The following is a 14,870-nucleotide window of genomic DNA, read 5'->3' on the forward strand; positions in this document are numbered from 1 at the left end:
CTGGCACAGCTCTGCATCACTTCTCGACAAGGGGCAATCGACTCGCTGTGAACTCCAGCAGATTGAAGCAGGTGTTCAGGAAGCCAGCCGCAACGGCCACGTCCACCGCCACGCCTTTGTACAGATTGGCTCGTACCAGCCCGGAGCCGACCAAACCCTCATCCACGTACCAGCCGCCCGGGTGCTGGATCCGCCCATCGGGCAGGAAGGTGTTGGGCACGTAATGACGGAACTCCTCCAGCCAGAGGGTGGTGGGCAGGTTCGTGGCCATCTCGCAGATCTGCGACAGCAGCGGATCACCGCTCAGTGTCAGACCCGATGGGGCCTGCAGCCCGCTGTGGACGCTCCGGGCCACGCGCGACAGGCAGGTCAGGGCTTCACCAGCCTGGCTGAGCGGTTCTCCCGGCCGAGCCAGCACCGCCTGGATCCGCTGCCAGGTCCGCACTGCTTCATCAAGCGCAAGATCGGCCCGCAGCTGACAAAGCCGCTTACGGTTCGCCTCGCTGTCGAACCGCTCGGGGAGATGCAGCAGTCCCTCGGGATCCTCAGGCCAGGGGAGCTCCAGCAGCCAGGCGATGGGCTCGAGCTTCTTGCTGATCCAATCGTTGGCTTTGTGATGGGTCTCAGCCCCAAGTTCATCGAAGTCCTCCAGTGGCCGGGTGAGCTCGTCGAGCCGGTGATCCGGGTCCGAGTCCGGCCCGGGTGCCAGCTCGAAGATCAGGTTGCGCAGCAGGAAGGTGTTGGGTTCACCGCCAGCGAATTTCTGATACTTGTAGCTCAGGTACTGATACGTGAGGTTGCGGGTGCGCTTGAGGTAGCCGTTGAAGGCCGGCAAGACCTGCGCCGTACGCCGCCGGGTCCAGAGCAGGGCGGCCCCCGCCAGCAGCGGCACGCTCACGCCAGCACTACTCGTGGCTCCGGCGGAATTCGGCACCAGACCCAGCTGGTGCAGCGGAAGCGCCAGGGCCGGGCTGCGGCGGATCCATCCCAGCAAAGGCTGCCGCAGCACGGGCAGCTGGCGCACGATCCAGACAACCGCGGCCGGCGGCAGGGCCAACAGCGTCAGCAGCGGCAGCAGGGCGCCGCCCACACCGCTGAGCAAAGCCCAGGTCCAGCGGCGGGCGGCAAGCAGACCACCACTGCGGCGGCGAGCCTCATCAGGGTTCGCGGCTACCTCTAGTGGATTCTGGCTGGACGGATCCAGCGCCTTGTTCGCCGGCTGAATGTTGTCCACATCGGTGGCCAGAACGTAGATCCGGCCTCGCTCGTCATGTGGTGTGCGGGCCCGCTCGGCATCTGTCAGGTGGGGCTCGATCTTGAGCCGGATTGCTTCCGCCAGTCGCAGCGACTGGATGGCGATCTCCACGCTGGCCAGGCCGAGGTTGTCGTATAGGCCCCCGTCCATCAGCGCTACCGCCGCGGCACCGCCGCACAGGCGCGTGGTCACCGCCCTGGTCTCCTCGTCCTCCGCTTGGAGGCGCAGGAAATCGTCGGGGAAGAGGAGCGGCTCGAAGCCACCGGGAAAGCAGAAGGAGGCCGCCACGCAATCGGCGATCCGCAGGCAGGCGGCCACGATCTGGGCTGGATCCTCCTTCTTGGAGTCAATCGGAATGCAGAAGCGATTCACCACGTAGGCAGGCTTGTAGGCAAGCTCGTTGGCAGAATCGGTGATGGGCTGCCTTATCACCCCGAAGCGGAACAGATCCAGCGAAGTGAGATCGGCTGCATTGAAATAGACGTGATCGGGCGCGCAGTCGTCGAGCGCCAGCAGGGCGCGGATCGCCTCGTGGCCCAGCGTGTGAGGACAGCGATGCTTTTTCAGCAGGGCCTGCACCTCCTCGGCAGCGCTGCGAATCAGCTTCGTTTCTGGGCCCAGTGGGATCGGCAGCAGGTCAGCCACCAGACGGTCCCCCAGGCGGCCGTCATGGAGGAAGGCGAGGAATGGAAGCAGGAACCTCTGCCGGAACCCTTCGTTGCGCCAATGCTCAAGGTCCCGCTGCGAGTCTTCGGCATCGTGCAGGAACCCGGCTTTGGCGCAAAGGTAGAAGCCCCCCACCAGCGAACCGCCCGAGACGGTGGAGAGAACCGCCACCCGCTCCATGAGCCCCAGCTCCTGCAGAAGTGCAATCGTGCCGAGTCCGAATGCGGCTGCACGGTGTCCACCGCCCGAGATCGACAGAGCCAGCCTTGCGGAGGAATCAAGGGGCATGGCACAGGAGCCTTTGGCCCCAGCCTGGCATCGATCCGCTGCCCCTCAGCCGTAGATCAATCGTCCTCTTCTCCCTCCAGCAGGAGGGACTGGAACTCTGTGTAGAGCTGCCGCTCCTCACTGCCGGCGGGCTGGCGCCGGTTCCGGTTGGGACGCAGCTCCCCTGCTGCGGGGCAAATGGATCTGTGAATGAATCAGAGGCCTCGACCAGGGCAGCGCGAGCCCAAGCCCTGCAACCGGCCCTAGCCATTGGCTTCTGCGGAGCAGTAGGGCGCCCGACACGGGGCGCCCTTCTCATTGGCCCCTTTCAGGCAGCTGTTGCAGCAACGCCTCAACGCTGGCCACCTTGTCCTCCAGCGTTTGGTCCCGATCGGTGCGGGTGTTGACCTTCACGGCGGAGGTGATGCGGGGGCAGCCCATGGCGTGCACGGCCTGATGGCAGGCCTTGATCGCTTCGAAGACGGGCGCCCACTCGCCCTCGATCGCGGTGCCGTTGGGGTGTAGCTGAATCTTGAGGCCGGCGTCGAGCAGCACCTGTTCGCAGGCAGCGATGTAGGGCGCCAGGTTGACGCTGACTCCAATCGGAACGACGCAGAGATCGACGATCACCTTCATCGATGTGCCTCCGGGGGCTTCATGGAGAGGCTCCCATCCTCCTGGCCTCTCCTCTGTTCAGGGTCGAGCCGGTGTCCGGCTTCCCCGGCAGTGGCCAGCCCGCTCCGTTGGCCAGGCCTAGCGTTCGGGCAATGCCGCCGGGTGGGCCATGGCCGTGGTGAACCGCTGTGCGGTGGGGATCTACCCCAGCCAGAAACTGCTCGACTGGGCCAGGCAGCTCGAGTTGGATGTGGATGTTGCCGGAGCCAGTGAGCCCTGCCTGTATCTGATCCCTGATTACGACACGCAAGAGGAGGCAGAGGAGATCCTCGAGGAGGTCTACGAGGCGATCTTTGAAGCCGAGCTCGACTACTGGCATCGCGACACTGCCACCTGGCCGGCGGAGCGCACCTACGAGGTGTTTCGGAAGTGGTTCGAGGTGCGCTTCTACCCCTTGATCCAGGATCTGGTGGGCGAGGAAATCACCGCCACCGAGCTGGATGAGGAGTTAATCGGTGAGCTGCGCACGGCGCTGGAGGGGCTGGAGCAGCACTCCTGATGGCTATGGCGCCACCTCGTGCTTGAGAAGATCGAGCAAACGCTCCACCCGGCCTGCCGCTACTTGGCTCAGGCGTTCATAGGCCGCTCGTTCCTGCTCCTCAATCTGGATCTGGCTGAGCAGGGAGCGATGGGCTTCCAGCTCAGGCCATTGCGCCAGGACCGCTTCGATGCCGCGGGCCTGAAGGACCTTGCGCACCGAGGCGGTGTTGAGCGGCAGGGAGAAGGTGAACCGCATGCTGTGATCAATGACGAACGAGGGATGACAGCGCTGGCAGGGCTCCGCTCCATTCACGGACACCATGGCAGCTGGATCACTGGCGGTGATCACCCTGGCACGCTTTGGTGAATGGCTGTGCATTAACCAGCTGTTCAGGCTTGCTCAGTTGTGATCAGCTGGTGCGGATCAGCTGGGTCTGAGGAGGCCTTTGTGACGCTCAGGCCCCAGGCGGTGGATCGCTCGCTACGGCCGCACCGTGGCCGAGGTAATCGATGAGGTGAACGTCAACCTGGCTGGTGGGTGAAGGCGAACTGTGCGGCTTCTATAAAGATCCACACTGCCAACGGCGTCCGCTCTTGCGCAGGTGGCGGCAGTGGCGAACATCCTGACATCACCGGTCGATTGATGACAGCCATGGGAACGTCAACGGATTTCCCTGAGGCCTTGGCCGTACTGGGCCTGAGAACCACACCCACAAATCGGCAGGACCTGGCCCGGCGGGTGGCCGCGCGGCACCCGGCCTCCCAGCCATGGAGCGCAGTGCAGACCGCGGCCTACCGGCGGGTGTGGGAAGAGCTGGAGAGCGGCTGCGAGGCCGACGTCCCACTGGCGGCATGAGGAACGCCCATCGCCGCAAGGATCACCAGCGGCGGTCTCGCTGTGCGGTCCGATGAAGAGACGGCCGATGGTTCCCGATTTACCCGATGTGGCGACGGCGCTGGAGCTTCTTGGTCTGACGGTGGTCCCGGAGGATTTCGAGGCGTTGGCCTGCCAGGTGGCCTGGACGCACCCTGCTGCTGAGGCGATCAGCGATGCCCAGAGCCTGGCCTACCGGGTGGTGTGGGAGGCGGTGGAGGAACGCATCGAAAGCCGTAGCGGAGGTGACCCCTGAGAGGAAGACCGGTCCATCTGCCTGAAACGAGGATTTGTGCGCAGATCAGGACTAGGTATTCCTCCCTACGTCAAGCCCTGGGCGATATCCGTAACTTTTCGTTGTACTCGCAAGGGTTTCCCATGACTCGAGCTACTCAAGCCGACGACACCTGGTTCCTGAACACTGCCGCCAAGCAGATCCGAGACGAGGATCTCAAACGTGCTGAGCGTCTCAACGGACGCGTCGCGATGCTGGGGTTCACGATCGGTCTGATCGTGGAGGCGTTCAGCGGAGATGGCATCCTCAAGCAGATCGCCGATCTCGCTCTTCTGTCCCAGCGTTGAGGCCAGTCGTTTTCTGCGATCCACCAGCGCTTGCGGCCACCACGATCGCCCTTTTCCCCGGCCGGCCCTTCACCGATGGCGCCGGCTATTTTTTTGCGATCGCAATGCCAGAGGAATCGGCAGCTTCAAATGCTGCTGATCTTCCCGATGCCCTCAATGCTGCGGTAGGTCGATGGAATCCAGGCAGGCAGCGGGATGGGATGAATGAAGGCCAGCGCGAGCATCGCCCTGTGGATCCAGCCGCGCAGCCGTCGCAACGAGGTGGTGGGTATGAGGGATGACGCGGTGGTGATCCGCCTGACGGCTCCTCCGGTTGATGGTGCTGCCAATGAGGCGTTGCGGAGCTTCGTCGCCGAGCGACTTGGCATCGCTCCCAGCAGAGTGGCATTGGTGCGTGGCCAGAGCAGCCGCCGCAAATGGATCGCCGTGGAGGGGTTGTCGGTGGACCGGGTGCGGTGTGCCCTTCTGGGGGTGAGCCACACCCAGTGATGAGCAGAGCCTCTCTGGAGCTTGGGATTGTTTCTGGCGCGGTTGCAGGCAAGCACTACAGCCTCAAGGCGATCGGCTCCTATCAACAAGCCCAGGTCCTGCTCAGCCAGGGCCACCGGTATCTGGAGCGCAACGGTAATGGAGAGGCCCGCAGAAGTCTGCGCCGTTGAAATGACAAAGATTGCAGCATTGGTGTTAGCAGGCTCTCCCATTCCTCTATGTTGGATCCATTATCGACCCACATTGATGGCACTCACCGGTCCTGATCTGCTCGCCAAAGTCAAGGAGCTTGGGGATGCCTCCAAGTCCGATCTGGTGCGCGCCTGCGGCTACGTGAGCAGCAAGAAGGACGGCAGTGAGCGGCTGAACTTCACCGCCTTCTATGAGGCTCTGCTGGAGGCCAAGGGCGTCAGCCTTGGTAAGGACGGTGGCAATGGCAAGGGTCAAGCTGGCCGCAGCTTGAGTTACGTGGCCAAGGTGCAGGGCAACGGCAACCTGCTGGTGGGCATGGCCTACACCGGCCAGCTTGGCCTAAAGCCTGGCGATGAGTTCGAGATCAAGCTTGGCAAGAAGCAGATCCGGCTGATCCCCGTTGGCGCCAGCGACGACGAGGATTGAGGGAGCATTCACCTCTGTTACGGGTGGCGTCAAGGCCTCAGTCGCTGAGGGTGTGAGGCACAACTTTCCCTAGCGTTGCTGCCCCTGGCACAGGGGCACGGTGCACGAAAACCAGCTCGTCAATGACTGTCTGCGCCGCCACGGCGGTGCACTGCTGTTCATGGCACCGGAGTGGAGAGAAGACCAGCGTGCGGTGCCGTGCCAGATCGTGGATGTCTTTGCGCTGCAGGTGGTGACGGGTTTCACATGTGACCCGCATGGGAAGTTGCTTCTGGAAGCCCATCCTTCTGTTGCGGCTGGCCGCAGCTGGTCGCTGGCCAAGGCTGCTCAGCTGGCGCGGCTTGACGCCAGACCCGAGCGGTGGGTGGTGCTTCAGCGGAACAACAGAGCGTGGGGGATGTTCTGGGCAGGTGGTGGGCTGCATCGCTGCCGCCAGGAACTGCTGGATACCTCGCAATTGCCAGTGCTGAGCTCCGCCATCGTTCCGGTGACGCCGGAAGCAGTGTTGCGGCTGGTCCTCAATCTGGAGATCGAGGACACGGCTCCCACCGCGACGGCACTCCAAGCCGATGACCAGCCAGCAGTGGTGGGTAGTTCCGGAGTCCTGAAGGCTGTGCTGTTGACGTCCCTGGCCTGGCTTGCTGTGCTGGCTGTGACCGCTGCCGGCTTCCTGGGACTGTTGCGCGAGCAGGACCGCAAGCTGGAACTGCTGTTGGAGCGGCTGCCCCCGCCGGCCTCCGATCGCTGATGACCAACCTGCCCCATCTCCACAGCCCGCGCTACATCGATGCCCTGCTTTGGGCCGCCCAGTTGCATAGCCGCCAGCGGCGCAAGGGCAAACCCGTGCCCTACATCTCCCACCTGATCGCCGTGAGCGGCCTGGTGTGGGAGGACGGTGGCGATGAGGAGCAGGCGATCGCAGGCCTGCTGCACGATGCGATCGAGGATGCCGATCAGGACGAGGCCTCGATTGCCGGCCGCTACGGGACGCGGGTGGCCCGGATCGTGGCTGACTGCACCGACACCGCAGGGCCAGTGGCGCCGGGGGCCAAGAAGGAACCCTGGATCGTGCGCAAGACGCGCTACGTGGCCTCGCTGGAGCACAAGCCACTCGATTCATTGCTGGTGACAGCGGCCGACAAGGCCCACAACGCCCGCGACATGGTCCTCGATGCCCGCCGCGATTCCGGCAGCTGGGAGCGGTTCAACCCGGGGATCGATGGCACCGCCTGGTACCTGCTGCGTATCCACCAGACCCTCAGCCACCGGCTGCCCGGCAGCCGCTCCAATGAGCTGCTCGGGGAAGCCGTGAACGAGATCCTGCGCAGCCCGGCCTACGAGCGGATCATCCCCCGCGGCATCAGCCCGGTGGTGTGGGCCACGGGCTACCTGGAGCGGCAGGAACAGGGTTCAGAGCAGATGCCGTTGTGATCGCTCTGGCATCAGACCCTTTGGTGCCGCTGCTCAGCCGCCGCTGGATGGCCCGGCTTCCCCAGGCGCGGCGGCCTCGTAGCGCTCCCATTGCTGCTGCTCCTGGGCGGCGCGGATCAACTGGAGGCGAGCGAGGAACTGATCGATCACCGGCAGCACCACCAGCTGCAGGAAGCGGCGCTCGCTGGACGAGAAGGGAGCTCCACATCTGCGCCGGGCTTCTGGGGCCTCAAGCACGGCATTGATCGCTACACGGCAGCGGCGCAGCAGCAGGGCGGGATCGCTGGAGTGGAGGACAGGACTGGGCATGGCAGCAGGCGCCAGCTGGCGCGCAGACGGGACGCCCCCGACGCCGCACCGCATGGCAAGGGTCGGCCACCAGGCCGACTTGCACCGCCCTTGCCGCGGTGCGGACGATGGGAAGGCCCGGCGCGTACCCCTGCGCCATCAAGGGTGTTCTGCTGCAGACGACGGATCAGGGCCCGCAAGTGACCGTCATGGCCGGAGCCAGCCCCGCCCCTGGGCCAGCCGGCCCGCTTCTTGAACTGCCTCGATGCAGCGATGGGCCCGGCGCTTGAGATCCTCTTGGCTCTGGGCGCGAAGCAAGTAGGCCTCCATCGCTTCCGGGGTTTCGATCACGGCAAGAAGCCCCTGGGTTCGGCTGCCGATGGAGGGATCCGACAGCAGCCGGGTGATCAGGTTGAGGTCCCACAGCAGCCGGCCTTGGGATCTGGGCGCGAACAGCTTCTCCAGCAGCACACCCAGGCAGCCCTGCTTGAAGGCGTCCAGCTTGCCAGAGCGGAAGCGGCGGCTGTTGGGCAGGCCCTCTGCCGGGCCAGCGGGGAGGCGCGCCGGGGTCGGTTGATGCGCCTCAGTGCTCTGTTCAGCGCTCCAGCTCAGCCCGGTGCCGGGCAACCTAACGGTGGTGCGGGGACCGCCTGAGCGGGCCACTGGGATGTTGAAGGAAGCTCCGCGACCCCCGAGCGAAATCGAAGTGAGACCGCTCTTGTTGAAGTTGAAGCGCAGGGGGCCCAGGCGAGCGCTGCGGCGGAAGCGGAAGGGCATCTGGGTCTGCCGAAGCCGGCGCTTCTGATCTGGGCATACTCCCCTCCATGTGTTCCCAGAGCAAATTCGATCCCATCCGATGGCACCCACTTCGAGTGCTGGGGGTTGCGGCAGACCCGCTTCCAGCAAGGCACCATGGGGCCAATGCCTCCATGGATGCATAGCGGAACCGCTCTGCCAGACCTGGTGAACGAACCCTCTCCATGAGCCCTCCCACCATCTACGAGCTTTGCCGGCCCCGGGCCGACGTGCTGGAAGGGCGGATCCGTGATGAGGATTTTGCGGCGGACCTCAGCCAGGTGCTCAAGGGCACGGCGCCTGAGCTCTACAAGAATCCGGCTGTCTTCTTCGCGAACACCCACCCCACCAGGGGCCTGCGCGACCTGTTCCTGGCGGTGGTGGACCGGCTCACCAGCTCCGGCAGCCAGCTGGGCAGCATCCTGCGGCTCGACACCAGCTATGGCGGCGGCAAGACGCACGCCCTGATCGGCCTAAACCACATCCTGACGGCCGCCGATCAGATCCCGAACCTGGCGGAATTCATCGATCCAGCCCGCCTGCCCAGTCAGAAGGTCACCGTCGCGGCCTTCGACGGGGAAAACGCCGATCCGATGAACGGCCGGCGCATGGCCACCCAGGGGGGGCAAGGCGACATCCTGGCGTTCACCCCCTGGGGGGAGCTGGCGGTGCAACTGGCCGGCTCGGCGGGCTACGAGCGCATCCGCAACAGCGATCGCCTCGGCGCCGCCCCTCCGGGAGCCGAAACCCTGCGGGAACTGATCGGTGAGCGGCCGGTGCTGATCCTGATCGATGAGCTCTCGATCTACCTGCGCAAGATCAAAGGCCCTGCCGCTGGCCAGGCGGCCGAGCAGCTCACCCCCTTCCTCACCGATCTGATCAAGGCGGTGAACTCCTCCCCCCAGGCGGTGCTGGTGTTCACCCTGGCCCTGGGCAAAGGCGGCCAGTCGGTGGATGCCTATGGGGAGGAAAACCAGAGGATCGATCGGATCTTTGCCGAACTGCAGTCGGTCACGGGCCGGCAGATCACGGCCCTCACGCCCACCAGCGAAGACGAAACGGTGCAGGTGTTGACACGGCGCCTGTTCGAATCGATCGACCGCAGCCGGGTGGAAGAAGTTGTGCAGGCCTACCAGGAGATCTGGAGCCGCACCGCCGAGGCTCTGCCTCCGGTGGGGCAGAGCGATGACCGCGCTGCCAATTTGCGCAAGGGCTATCCGCTGCATCCGGAGCTGATCGACACCCTGATGCAGAAGACCTCCACCCTGGAGAACTTCCAGCGGGTGCGGGGCATGTTGCGGCTGCTGGCGCAGACCGTGGGCCAGCTCTGGCGCGAGCAGCCACGGGGCGTCACGGCCATCCACCTCCACCATGTCGATCCGGGTAACGAACGGATTCGGCTGGAGCTCTCCACCAAGCTGGGATTACAGGCCTTCATCCCGGCGATCCGGGCGGACGTGTCGACCACACCGGCCGAGGGAGGCAGGGCCCTGGCCCAGCGGCTGGATGCCCAGGAATTCACCGGGATGGAGCCCTATGGCTCGATGGCAGCGCGCACGGTGCTGTTCCACTCCCTGGCCTTCAACGAACCGCTCAAGGGCCTCAGCCGCCTGGAGCTGAACTACAGCCTCTATGCACCAGCTGTGGACCCGGCCTTTGTCGACAAGGCTGTGCGCCTCCTGCAGGAAGAGTCGGAGTATCTCGACGACAGCGGCACCAGCAAGCTGCGCTTCCTCACCGACGCCAACCTCAACCAGATGGTGAGGAAGCGTGAGCAGCAGTTTGATCTGGAGAGTGTGCGCGAGGAGCTGAACCGGCGCATCGGCACGATCTTCGCCAAGCAAAGGCTGGAGCCTGTGTTGTTCCCGTCCAGCCCGGCTGAAATCCCCGACGACACCGATGGTCCCTACCTGGCAGTGATCCATTGGGAAGGCCACACGGTGGAGCAGGCGAACATCCACCTACCCGAGCTGGTGGTGCGGCTGTTCAAGGAGAAGGGCGACAACGCCAATGTGCGCCTGAACCGCAACAACCTGGTTTTCGTCTGCGCCGATGCCCTGCAGGTGGACGACATGCTGCGCAAGACCCGCACTTACCTGGCGCTGCAGCAGATGCAGCAGGGGGATCTGTTCGCCAGCCTGCAATCCCACCAGCAGGACCAGGTGAAGGAGCGCTATGGGCAGGCACAGCAAGGGTTCGCCCTCGCTGTGCAGCAGTGCTACCGGCATGTGTTCTATCCCGAGCGGGGCCAGTGGCCCGAGGTTCCGCTCACCCATGCCGCCATCACCGTCACCAGTGCCAGCAGCGAGCCCGGCGTGGGCCAGAAGCAGGTAGAGCGGGTCTTGCGGGAAGCCCGCGAGCTGGTGTTGGCGGAAGATGCGCCGCCGGCCCCGAACTACATGGCCGACAAGACACCATTGAAGCGGCTGGGGGTGATGAGCACGCGGGATCTGCGCAATGAGTACTACCGCGATCCAGCCCTGCCGATCCTGCTTGGCGATGAGGTGCTCAAGAAGTGCCTGCGCATGGGCCTCGATCATGGCTTGTTCGTCTACAAGGAGGGCGATCGCCTCGAAGGCCAGGGCTTGCCTCCAGGGACGCTCTCGATCAGTGAGGACGGCAAGATCTACACCATGGAGAAGGCGCTGGAGTTGAGCATCTGGCCACCGAAAACCTCGGCAACATCCGGCGTGGTCGGCGGGGATCAGCCAACCGGATTGAGTGGTGACACTGGAACAACTCCGGGCTTCGGAGAGGGAGAAACAGGAACAGCCGTTCAGGCAGGGTTTGGCTCCACCAGCACCGGCAGCGGCGGAGCAGGTGTTGCACCACCTACAGGGCCTGGGGTGATCGAGCGCACCGACAATGTGAAGACAGCCCTCACCCAGCTGGCGCAGCAGGTGAGCAGCTCGGGCAAGGCGATCAAGGCGCTCACCTGGCGAATGAACAGTGGCGACGGCTTCCTGCCGATGGCCCTGCTCAAGGCCGAGCCTGGCGCCACAGTGCGGGTCGAGATGATGGAAGGTGGCTGGAGCAGTGGCGACGGCAGCGCCGAATGGAGCTTCGATTTCAACGGCACGCCAGAAGAGGCCGCCCACCTGCGGGGCTTCATCGAAGGCCAATGGCGGCGTGGCGGCGAGAAGTCGCTCGACATCACCTACCAGCTCCGCTACGAGCCCCCCTTGCATTGGGACGACAACGGTGAGGGCTGGATCGCTCGCCTCACCCGGGCAGGCCTCAGCGCCCAGACCGCCACGATTCGCCTTGAGTTGAGCACATCTGGCGAGGGACAGCCATGACCCAGGCCATCGCTTCAGGCCGGCCGGCCTACGAACTGCGCAGCAGGCAGCGCGGCCCAAGTGATCTGGAGCTCGAGGTGTGGCAGGTGCCCAGCACCGCCACTCCTGAGTTGAAGGAACCCCGGCGAGTGGCCGGCCTGGGCGGCCACAAGTTGCTGCTGGTCGAGGGAGCCGTGTTGCGGCGCCTCAAGGTGGAGCAGGTGAGCCTGGCCAAGCTCAAGAAAGGGGAAGCCCGACGGGATCCTCTCTCGGAGGATCTCGCCCTGGCCATGGGGCTGCTGTTCAAGCTGCTGGCCCCGATGCGCAACGTGGCCGCCATCGAGGATTGCGCCCGCGGCATCGATGCCATGGCCCGCGAGGAGGCCGCTTACTGGCTGGGAATGGCGATGCACCGCAAAAATCCACGGAGAGTTCTGGCGGCTCTAAGGCTCTTGCTAAGTGCCTCGTAAAATAAAACAATAGGATTTCAATCCATGAAGATCATTCGCAACACGGCTCCGGTTTCCGATTTGTACAATCAAATGAAGTCCGGAGAGCTGACAGTTAACCGCACATATCAACGAAGCCAAGGCCTTTGGCCTGCGAATGCACGTTCATATTTTATCGACAGCATCCTAAATGAATTTCCCTTCCCCAAGGTAGTAATCAGGCAGACTGTTGATCTCCTTACTAGGAAGTCTAAGCGGGAGATCGTCGATGGCCAACAACGTCTTACTGTTATTAGAGATTTTATTGAAGACAAGTTCAAGCTGACCAGGGTAAGCGCGGTATACTCTGGGGCTCAATTCGGAAGCCTAGAGCAGGAGGTGCAGGCAAGATTTCTGGCGTATGAAGTGTCGATGGATGTCATCGTCTCCGCAACAAATGATGAGGTCCTAGAAATCTTTAGGCGCATAAACTCTTACCAGCTTCCTCTGAATGACGCAGAGAAGCGGCATGCAACATACCAAGGTGAGTTCAAGTGGTTTATCAAGGAAATGATGGATCTATATTCTCCTGTCTTTGAGTCATACGGAGTTCTCAGCCTCAAGCAAGTTTCTAGAATGGACGACGCAGTTCTTCTTACTGAGCTCGCTCAGGTTCTAATCGAGGGCGTCAAGAAGAGGGATAATAGGCTGCTGAAGAGACTCTATGAATCCAACGATGAAGCCTTTCCAAATACAGAGGTGGTGCGCTCACGCCTAATAGAGGTGCTTGACTTCGTCAAGATTGACCTCAATGAGATCCTTGCCAGCAATGCAATAAAACCATATATGCTCTATTCCTTATTTTCTGCACTCGTATACAATAAATATGGCATTACTGGCCTTGATTCTGAGAGCGTTGGTGGGCTTGCCACAAGCCACGTTTACTGCGATGATCCTCATCTTGCCTCACAGAGAATTCTCGAGCTAGTTGGATCGATCGAAAACTCGCATCCAGCAGGAACTGAGCTTGCCGACTTTAAGTCAGCCTCGATATCTACAACCAATCTGAAAAGCAGGCTGACGCGCTTAAGAGTTTTAGCCAAAGCACTTCAAGCTGCAGCCTAAGGAAATGATTTCTCTTAGGAAGCGTAGGGCCCGACTCGTATCTGAAGCTTTCAGGCTCGGCGAACTGTTTCATCACTATGGTAGGCCAACTAATTCCGAGGGCATAATTTGGTCTACTGGCCTCTTGAATCATCTCTGGCAGGCATGGTGTTGCTTTTGGAGATATTATTGGCTTGCCTACTTACAAGGTGGAAGGGATGCTGGAGGCTCTATAATTCGAGGGGCTTATCCTGGTACATCCGAAGCCGAGGCAATTTATCAGATGCTGGTTTTGTCTGGCAAGCGGAGGGCCGGTAGCTACGGAGCAATATCCGCAAGCCACCAGGAAGCAACTTGGGGGGATATTCAAAGAATCCAAGATATTGCCAATGGCCTACTCTCGGCCTACCCGAGCTTGTCATGTGTCCTAAACGCTGCATCGCTTCATGGGCAGAACATTGCGCATCTTCAAATCATCCGAAACTCACAGATTCACCCTAGCCGTAGTGCTCAGGCAAATACGCTTATGCTTGCCCCTCACTATCTCGTCAGGTCCAGCCGCTTCACCCCCAGCGAGCTAATTCATTCACAAGAGATTCGATCGGGAAGGGTTGCAATCTCGTACTGGATTGAGAGCATGATTGCCTTCGCTATGATGATTTAGTGATATGCCGCACAAGTCCCGATTTTGTCCTGACCCTTCCGCTTTACAATTAAGTTACGTCTATGGCTGCAGATGGCTGCATTCAAAAATCCTGCCTTGTGAATTTCCATGACCAAGCGCCTGATCGAAGAGTGGCTCCCCATCGCTGAGCTGGGGATCGAGAGCGTGCGCGAGCGAACGCCGATGACGCCCTTCCCGGCGCCCAACCGCCTCCATGTGTGGTGGGCACGGCGGCCGCTGGTGGCCTCGCGGGCGGCGGTGCTGGCTTCCCTTCTGCCGGCTGATGCCGATCGCAAGATCTTCATGCACATGCTCGGGATCCATGGGGATCCAGTGGCCGCGAAGAAGGCGATGGAGAAGGTCAAGCGCACAGGGATTCGTATCGAAAATCCTTACGGCTATGACCGGGCCTTTCAGTACTGCCCCAGTGAGAAGGAGGAGTTCTGGTTGTTGGAGGAGACCCAGAAGCTCGGCATTGATCAGCCCATCGTCCTTGATCCCACTGCTGGCGGCGGTGCAATCCCCTTTGAAGCCCTGCGGCTGGGTTGTCACACCTTGGCCAACGACATCAACCCGGTGGCGGTGTTGGTGCAGAAAGCCACCTATGAGTGGCCAGCGAAATTTGGCCATGGCGTATTGGAGGAATACCAGCGGCTGGTTCCTGTGTTCCGCCAGCGTCTAGAGGAGCTGCTAAGTGCGTACTTTCCGCAGCACAAAGCACCGGACGAACTCGACTGCACCTACCTCTGGGCCCGCACCATCCACTGCCCCTACTGCGCGGGCAAGGTGCCGCTGTCTCCGAACTGGAAGCTGGCTCCCGATGGCACCGGCGTGAAGGTGGTGCCTCAGCTAGGAGGCTGTTGCACGAATAATCAGCGCGCCTCTGCCGTGACAGCCCTCCCGCGTCTTGGACCTGCTGCAATTCCACCGTCGGTGCTCTGAGTCCAGCGCTTTCATCTGTTGGCAGCCCCAGGTG

Annotated in this window: 18 protein-coding genes; 13 read left to right on the forward strand and 5 right to left on the reverse strand. The window is 62.4% G+C overall.

Features of this window, described 5'->3' with window-relative positions; genetic code table 11:
* Positions 1 to 16: 16 nt before the first annotated feature.
* Both KBY93_RS13625 and KBY93_RS13630 read right to left on the reverse strand, forming a co-directional pair.
* Positions 17 to 2,209 carry a patatin-like phospholipase family protein gene (locus tag KBY93_RS13625; protein ID WP_255094972.1) on the reverse strand — a complete coding sequence of 731 codons (2,193 nt, stop codon included), beginning with the start codon at positions 2,207 to 2,209 and terminating at the stop codon, positions 17 to 19.
* Between the two features lie 294 nt (positions 2,210 to 2,503).
* A complete protein-coding gene (locus KBY93_RS13630) occupies positions 2,504 to 2,824 on the reverse strand; it encodes an MTH1187 family thiamine-binding protein (RefSeq protein ID WP_255094973.1) in 321 nt (106 codons plus the stop codon).
* 148 nt (positions 2,825 to 2,972) lie between these two features.
* Here KBY93_RS13630 and KBY93_RS13635 point away from each other — a divergent pair, with 148 nt between their 5' ends.
* Positions 2,973 to 3,362 carry a hypothetical protein gene (locus KBY93_RS13635; protein WP_255094974.1) on the forward strand — a complete coding sequence of 130 codons (390 nt, stop codon included), beginning with the start codon at positions 2,973 to 2,975 and terminating at the stop codon, positions 3,360 to 3,362.
* Positions 3,363 to 3,365: 3 nt separating this feature from the next.
* On the opposite strand, the gene KBY93_RS13640 is transcribed toward KBY93_RS13635, so the two are convergent.
* On the reverse strand, positions 3,366 to 3,599 hold the full coding sequence (locus tag KBY93_RS13640; protein ID WP_255094975.1) for a hypothetical protein: 234 nt from the start codon (positions 3,597 to 3,599) through the stop codon (positions 3,366 to 3,368).
* Positions 3,600 to 3,995: 396 nt separating this feature from the next.
* On the opposite strand from KBY93_RS13640, the gene KBY93_RS13645 reads away from it, so the two are divergent.
* The 8 genes from KBY93_RS13645 to KBY93_RS13680 all read left to right on the forward strand — a co-directional run bounded on the left by KBY93_RS13645 (position 3,996) and on the right by KBY93_RS13680 (position 7,337).
* The gene (locus KBY93_RS13645; RefSeq protein WP_255094976.1) at positions 3,996 to 4,199 is read left to right on the forward strand and encodes a hypothetical protein; all 204 of its coding nucleotides are present in this window, start codon (positions 3,996 to 3,998) and stop codon (positions 4,197 to 4,199) included.
* Between the two features lie 67 nt (positions 4,200 to 4,266).
* A complete protein-coding gene (locus tag KBY93_RS13650; RefSeq protein WP_255094977.1) occupies positions 4,267 to 4,473 on the forward strand; it encodes a hypothetical protein in 207 nt (68 codons plus the stop codon).
* A 122-nt stretch (positions 4,474 to 4,595) separates the two neighbouring features.
* Positions 4,596 to 4,799: a chlorophyll a/b-binding protein gene (locus tag KBY93_RS13655; RefSeq protein WP_255094978.1), complete on the forward strand. Its 204-nt coding sequence runs from the start codon at positions 4,596 to 4,598 to the stop codon at positions 4,797 to 4,799.
* Between the two features lie 204 nt (positions 4,800 to 5,003).
* Positions 5,004 to 5,288 (forward strand): DUF167 domain-containing protein, encoded by a 285-nt coding sequence (locus tag KBY93_RS13660; protein ID WP_255094979.1) that lies wholly within the window; start codon positions 5,004 to 5,006, stop codon positions 5,286 to 5,288.
* Positions 5,288 to 5,458: a hypothetical protein gene (locus KBY93_RS13665; RefSeq protein ID WP_255094980.1), complete on the forward strand. Its 171-nt coding sequence runs from the start codon at positions 5,288 to 5,290 to the stop codon at positions 5,456 to 5,458. Before KBY93_RS13660 ends, KBY93_RS13665 begins: the two co-directional genes overlap by 1 nt.
* Positions 5,459 to 5,534: 76 nt before the next feature.
* Positions 5,535 to 5,906 (forward strand): AbrB family transcriptional regulator, encoded by a 372-nt coding sequence (locus tag KBY93_RS13670; RefSeq protein ID WP_255094981.1) that lies wholly within the window; start codon positions 5,535 to 5,537, stop codon positions 5,904 to 5,906.
* 100 nt (positions 5,907 to 6,006) lie between these two features.
* A complete protein-coding gene (locus KBY93_RS13675) occupies positions 6,007 to 6,654 on the forward strand; it encodes a hypothetical protein (protein ID WP_255094982.1) in 648 nt (215 codons plus the stop codon).
* Positions 6,654 to 7,337: an HD domain-containing protein gene (locus KBY93_RS13680; protein WP_255094983.1), complete on the forward strand. Its 684-nt coding sequence runs from the start codon at positions 6,654 to 6,656 to the stop codon at positions 7,335 to 7,337. The genes KBY93_RS13675 and KBY93_RS13680 overlap by 1 nt, the downstream gene beginning before the upstream one ends.
* Positions 7,338 to 7,370: 33 nt before the next feature.
* Here the strand turns inward: KBY93_RS13680 and KBY93_RS13685 are convergent, their stop codons facing one another.
* Both KBY93_RS13685 and KBY93_RS13690 read right to left on the reverse strand, forming a co-directional pair.
* Positions 7,371 to 7,646 (reverse strand): hypothetical protein, encoded by a 276-nt coding sequence (locus KBY93_RS13685; RefSeq protein WP_255094984.1) that lies wholly within the window; start codon positions 7,644 to 7,646, stop codon positions 7,371 to 7,373.
* Between the two features lie 186 nt (positions 7,647 to 7,832).
* Positions 7,833 to 8,402 carry a DUF4236 domain-containing protein gene (locus KBY93_RS13690; RefSeq protein ID WP_255094985.1) on the reverse strand — a complete coding sequence of 190 codons (570 nt, stop codon included), beginning with the start codon at positions 8,400 to 8,402 and terminating at the stop codon, positions 7,833 to 7,835.
* Positions 8,403 to 8,605: 203 nt separating this feature from the next.
* On the opposite strand from KBY93_RS13690, the gene KBY93_RS13695 reads away from it, so the two are divergent.
* From KBY93_RS13695 to KBY93_RS13710, 4 genes are all read left to right on the forward strand, one after another.
* Entirely contained in the window at positions 8,606 to 11,719 is a 3,114-nt protein-coding gene (locus tag KBY93_RS13695) for an ATP-binding protein (RefSeq protein WP_255094986.1), read from the forward strand.
* Positions 11,716 to 12,168: a hypothetical protein gene (locus KBY93_RS13700; RefSeq protein ID WP_255094987.1), complete on the forward strand. Its 453-nt coding sequence runs from the start codon at positions 11,716 to 11,718 to the stop codon at positions 12,166 to 12,168. The genes KBY93_RS13695 and KBY93_RS13700 overlap by 4 nt, the downstream gene beginning before the upstream one ends.
* Positions 12,169 to 12,192: 24 nt before the next feature.
* Entirely contained in the window at positions 12,193 to 13,251 is a 1,059-nt protein-coding gene (locus KBY93_RS13705) for a DUF262 domain-containing protein (protein WP_255094988.1), read from the forward strand.
* A 751-nt stretch (positions 13,252 to 14,002) separates the two neighbouring features.
* Positions 14,003 to 14,836, forward strand: coding sequence for a DUF1156 domain-containing protein (locus KBY93_RS13710; protein WP_255094989.1), 834 nt, complete (start codon positions 14,003 to 14,005; stop codon positions 14,834 to 14,836).
* Positions 14,837 to 14,870 lie beyond the last annotated feature (34 nt).

Source organism: Synechococcus sp. J7-Johnson (assembly GCF_024345795.1).
In the GTDB taxonomy this organism is placed as follows: Bacteria; Cyanobacteriota; Cyanobacteriia; order PCC-6307; family Cyanobiaceae; genus Regnicoccus_A.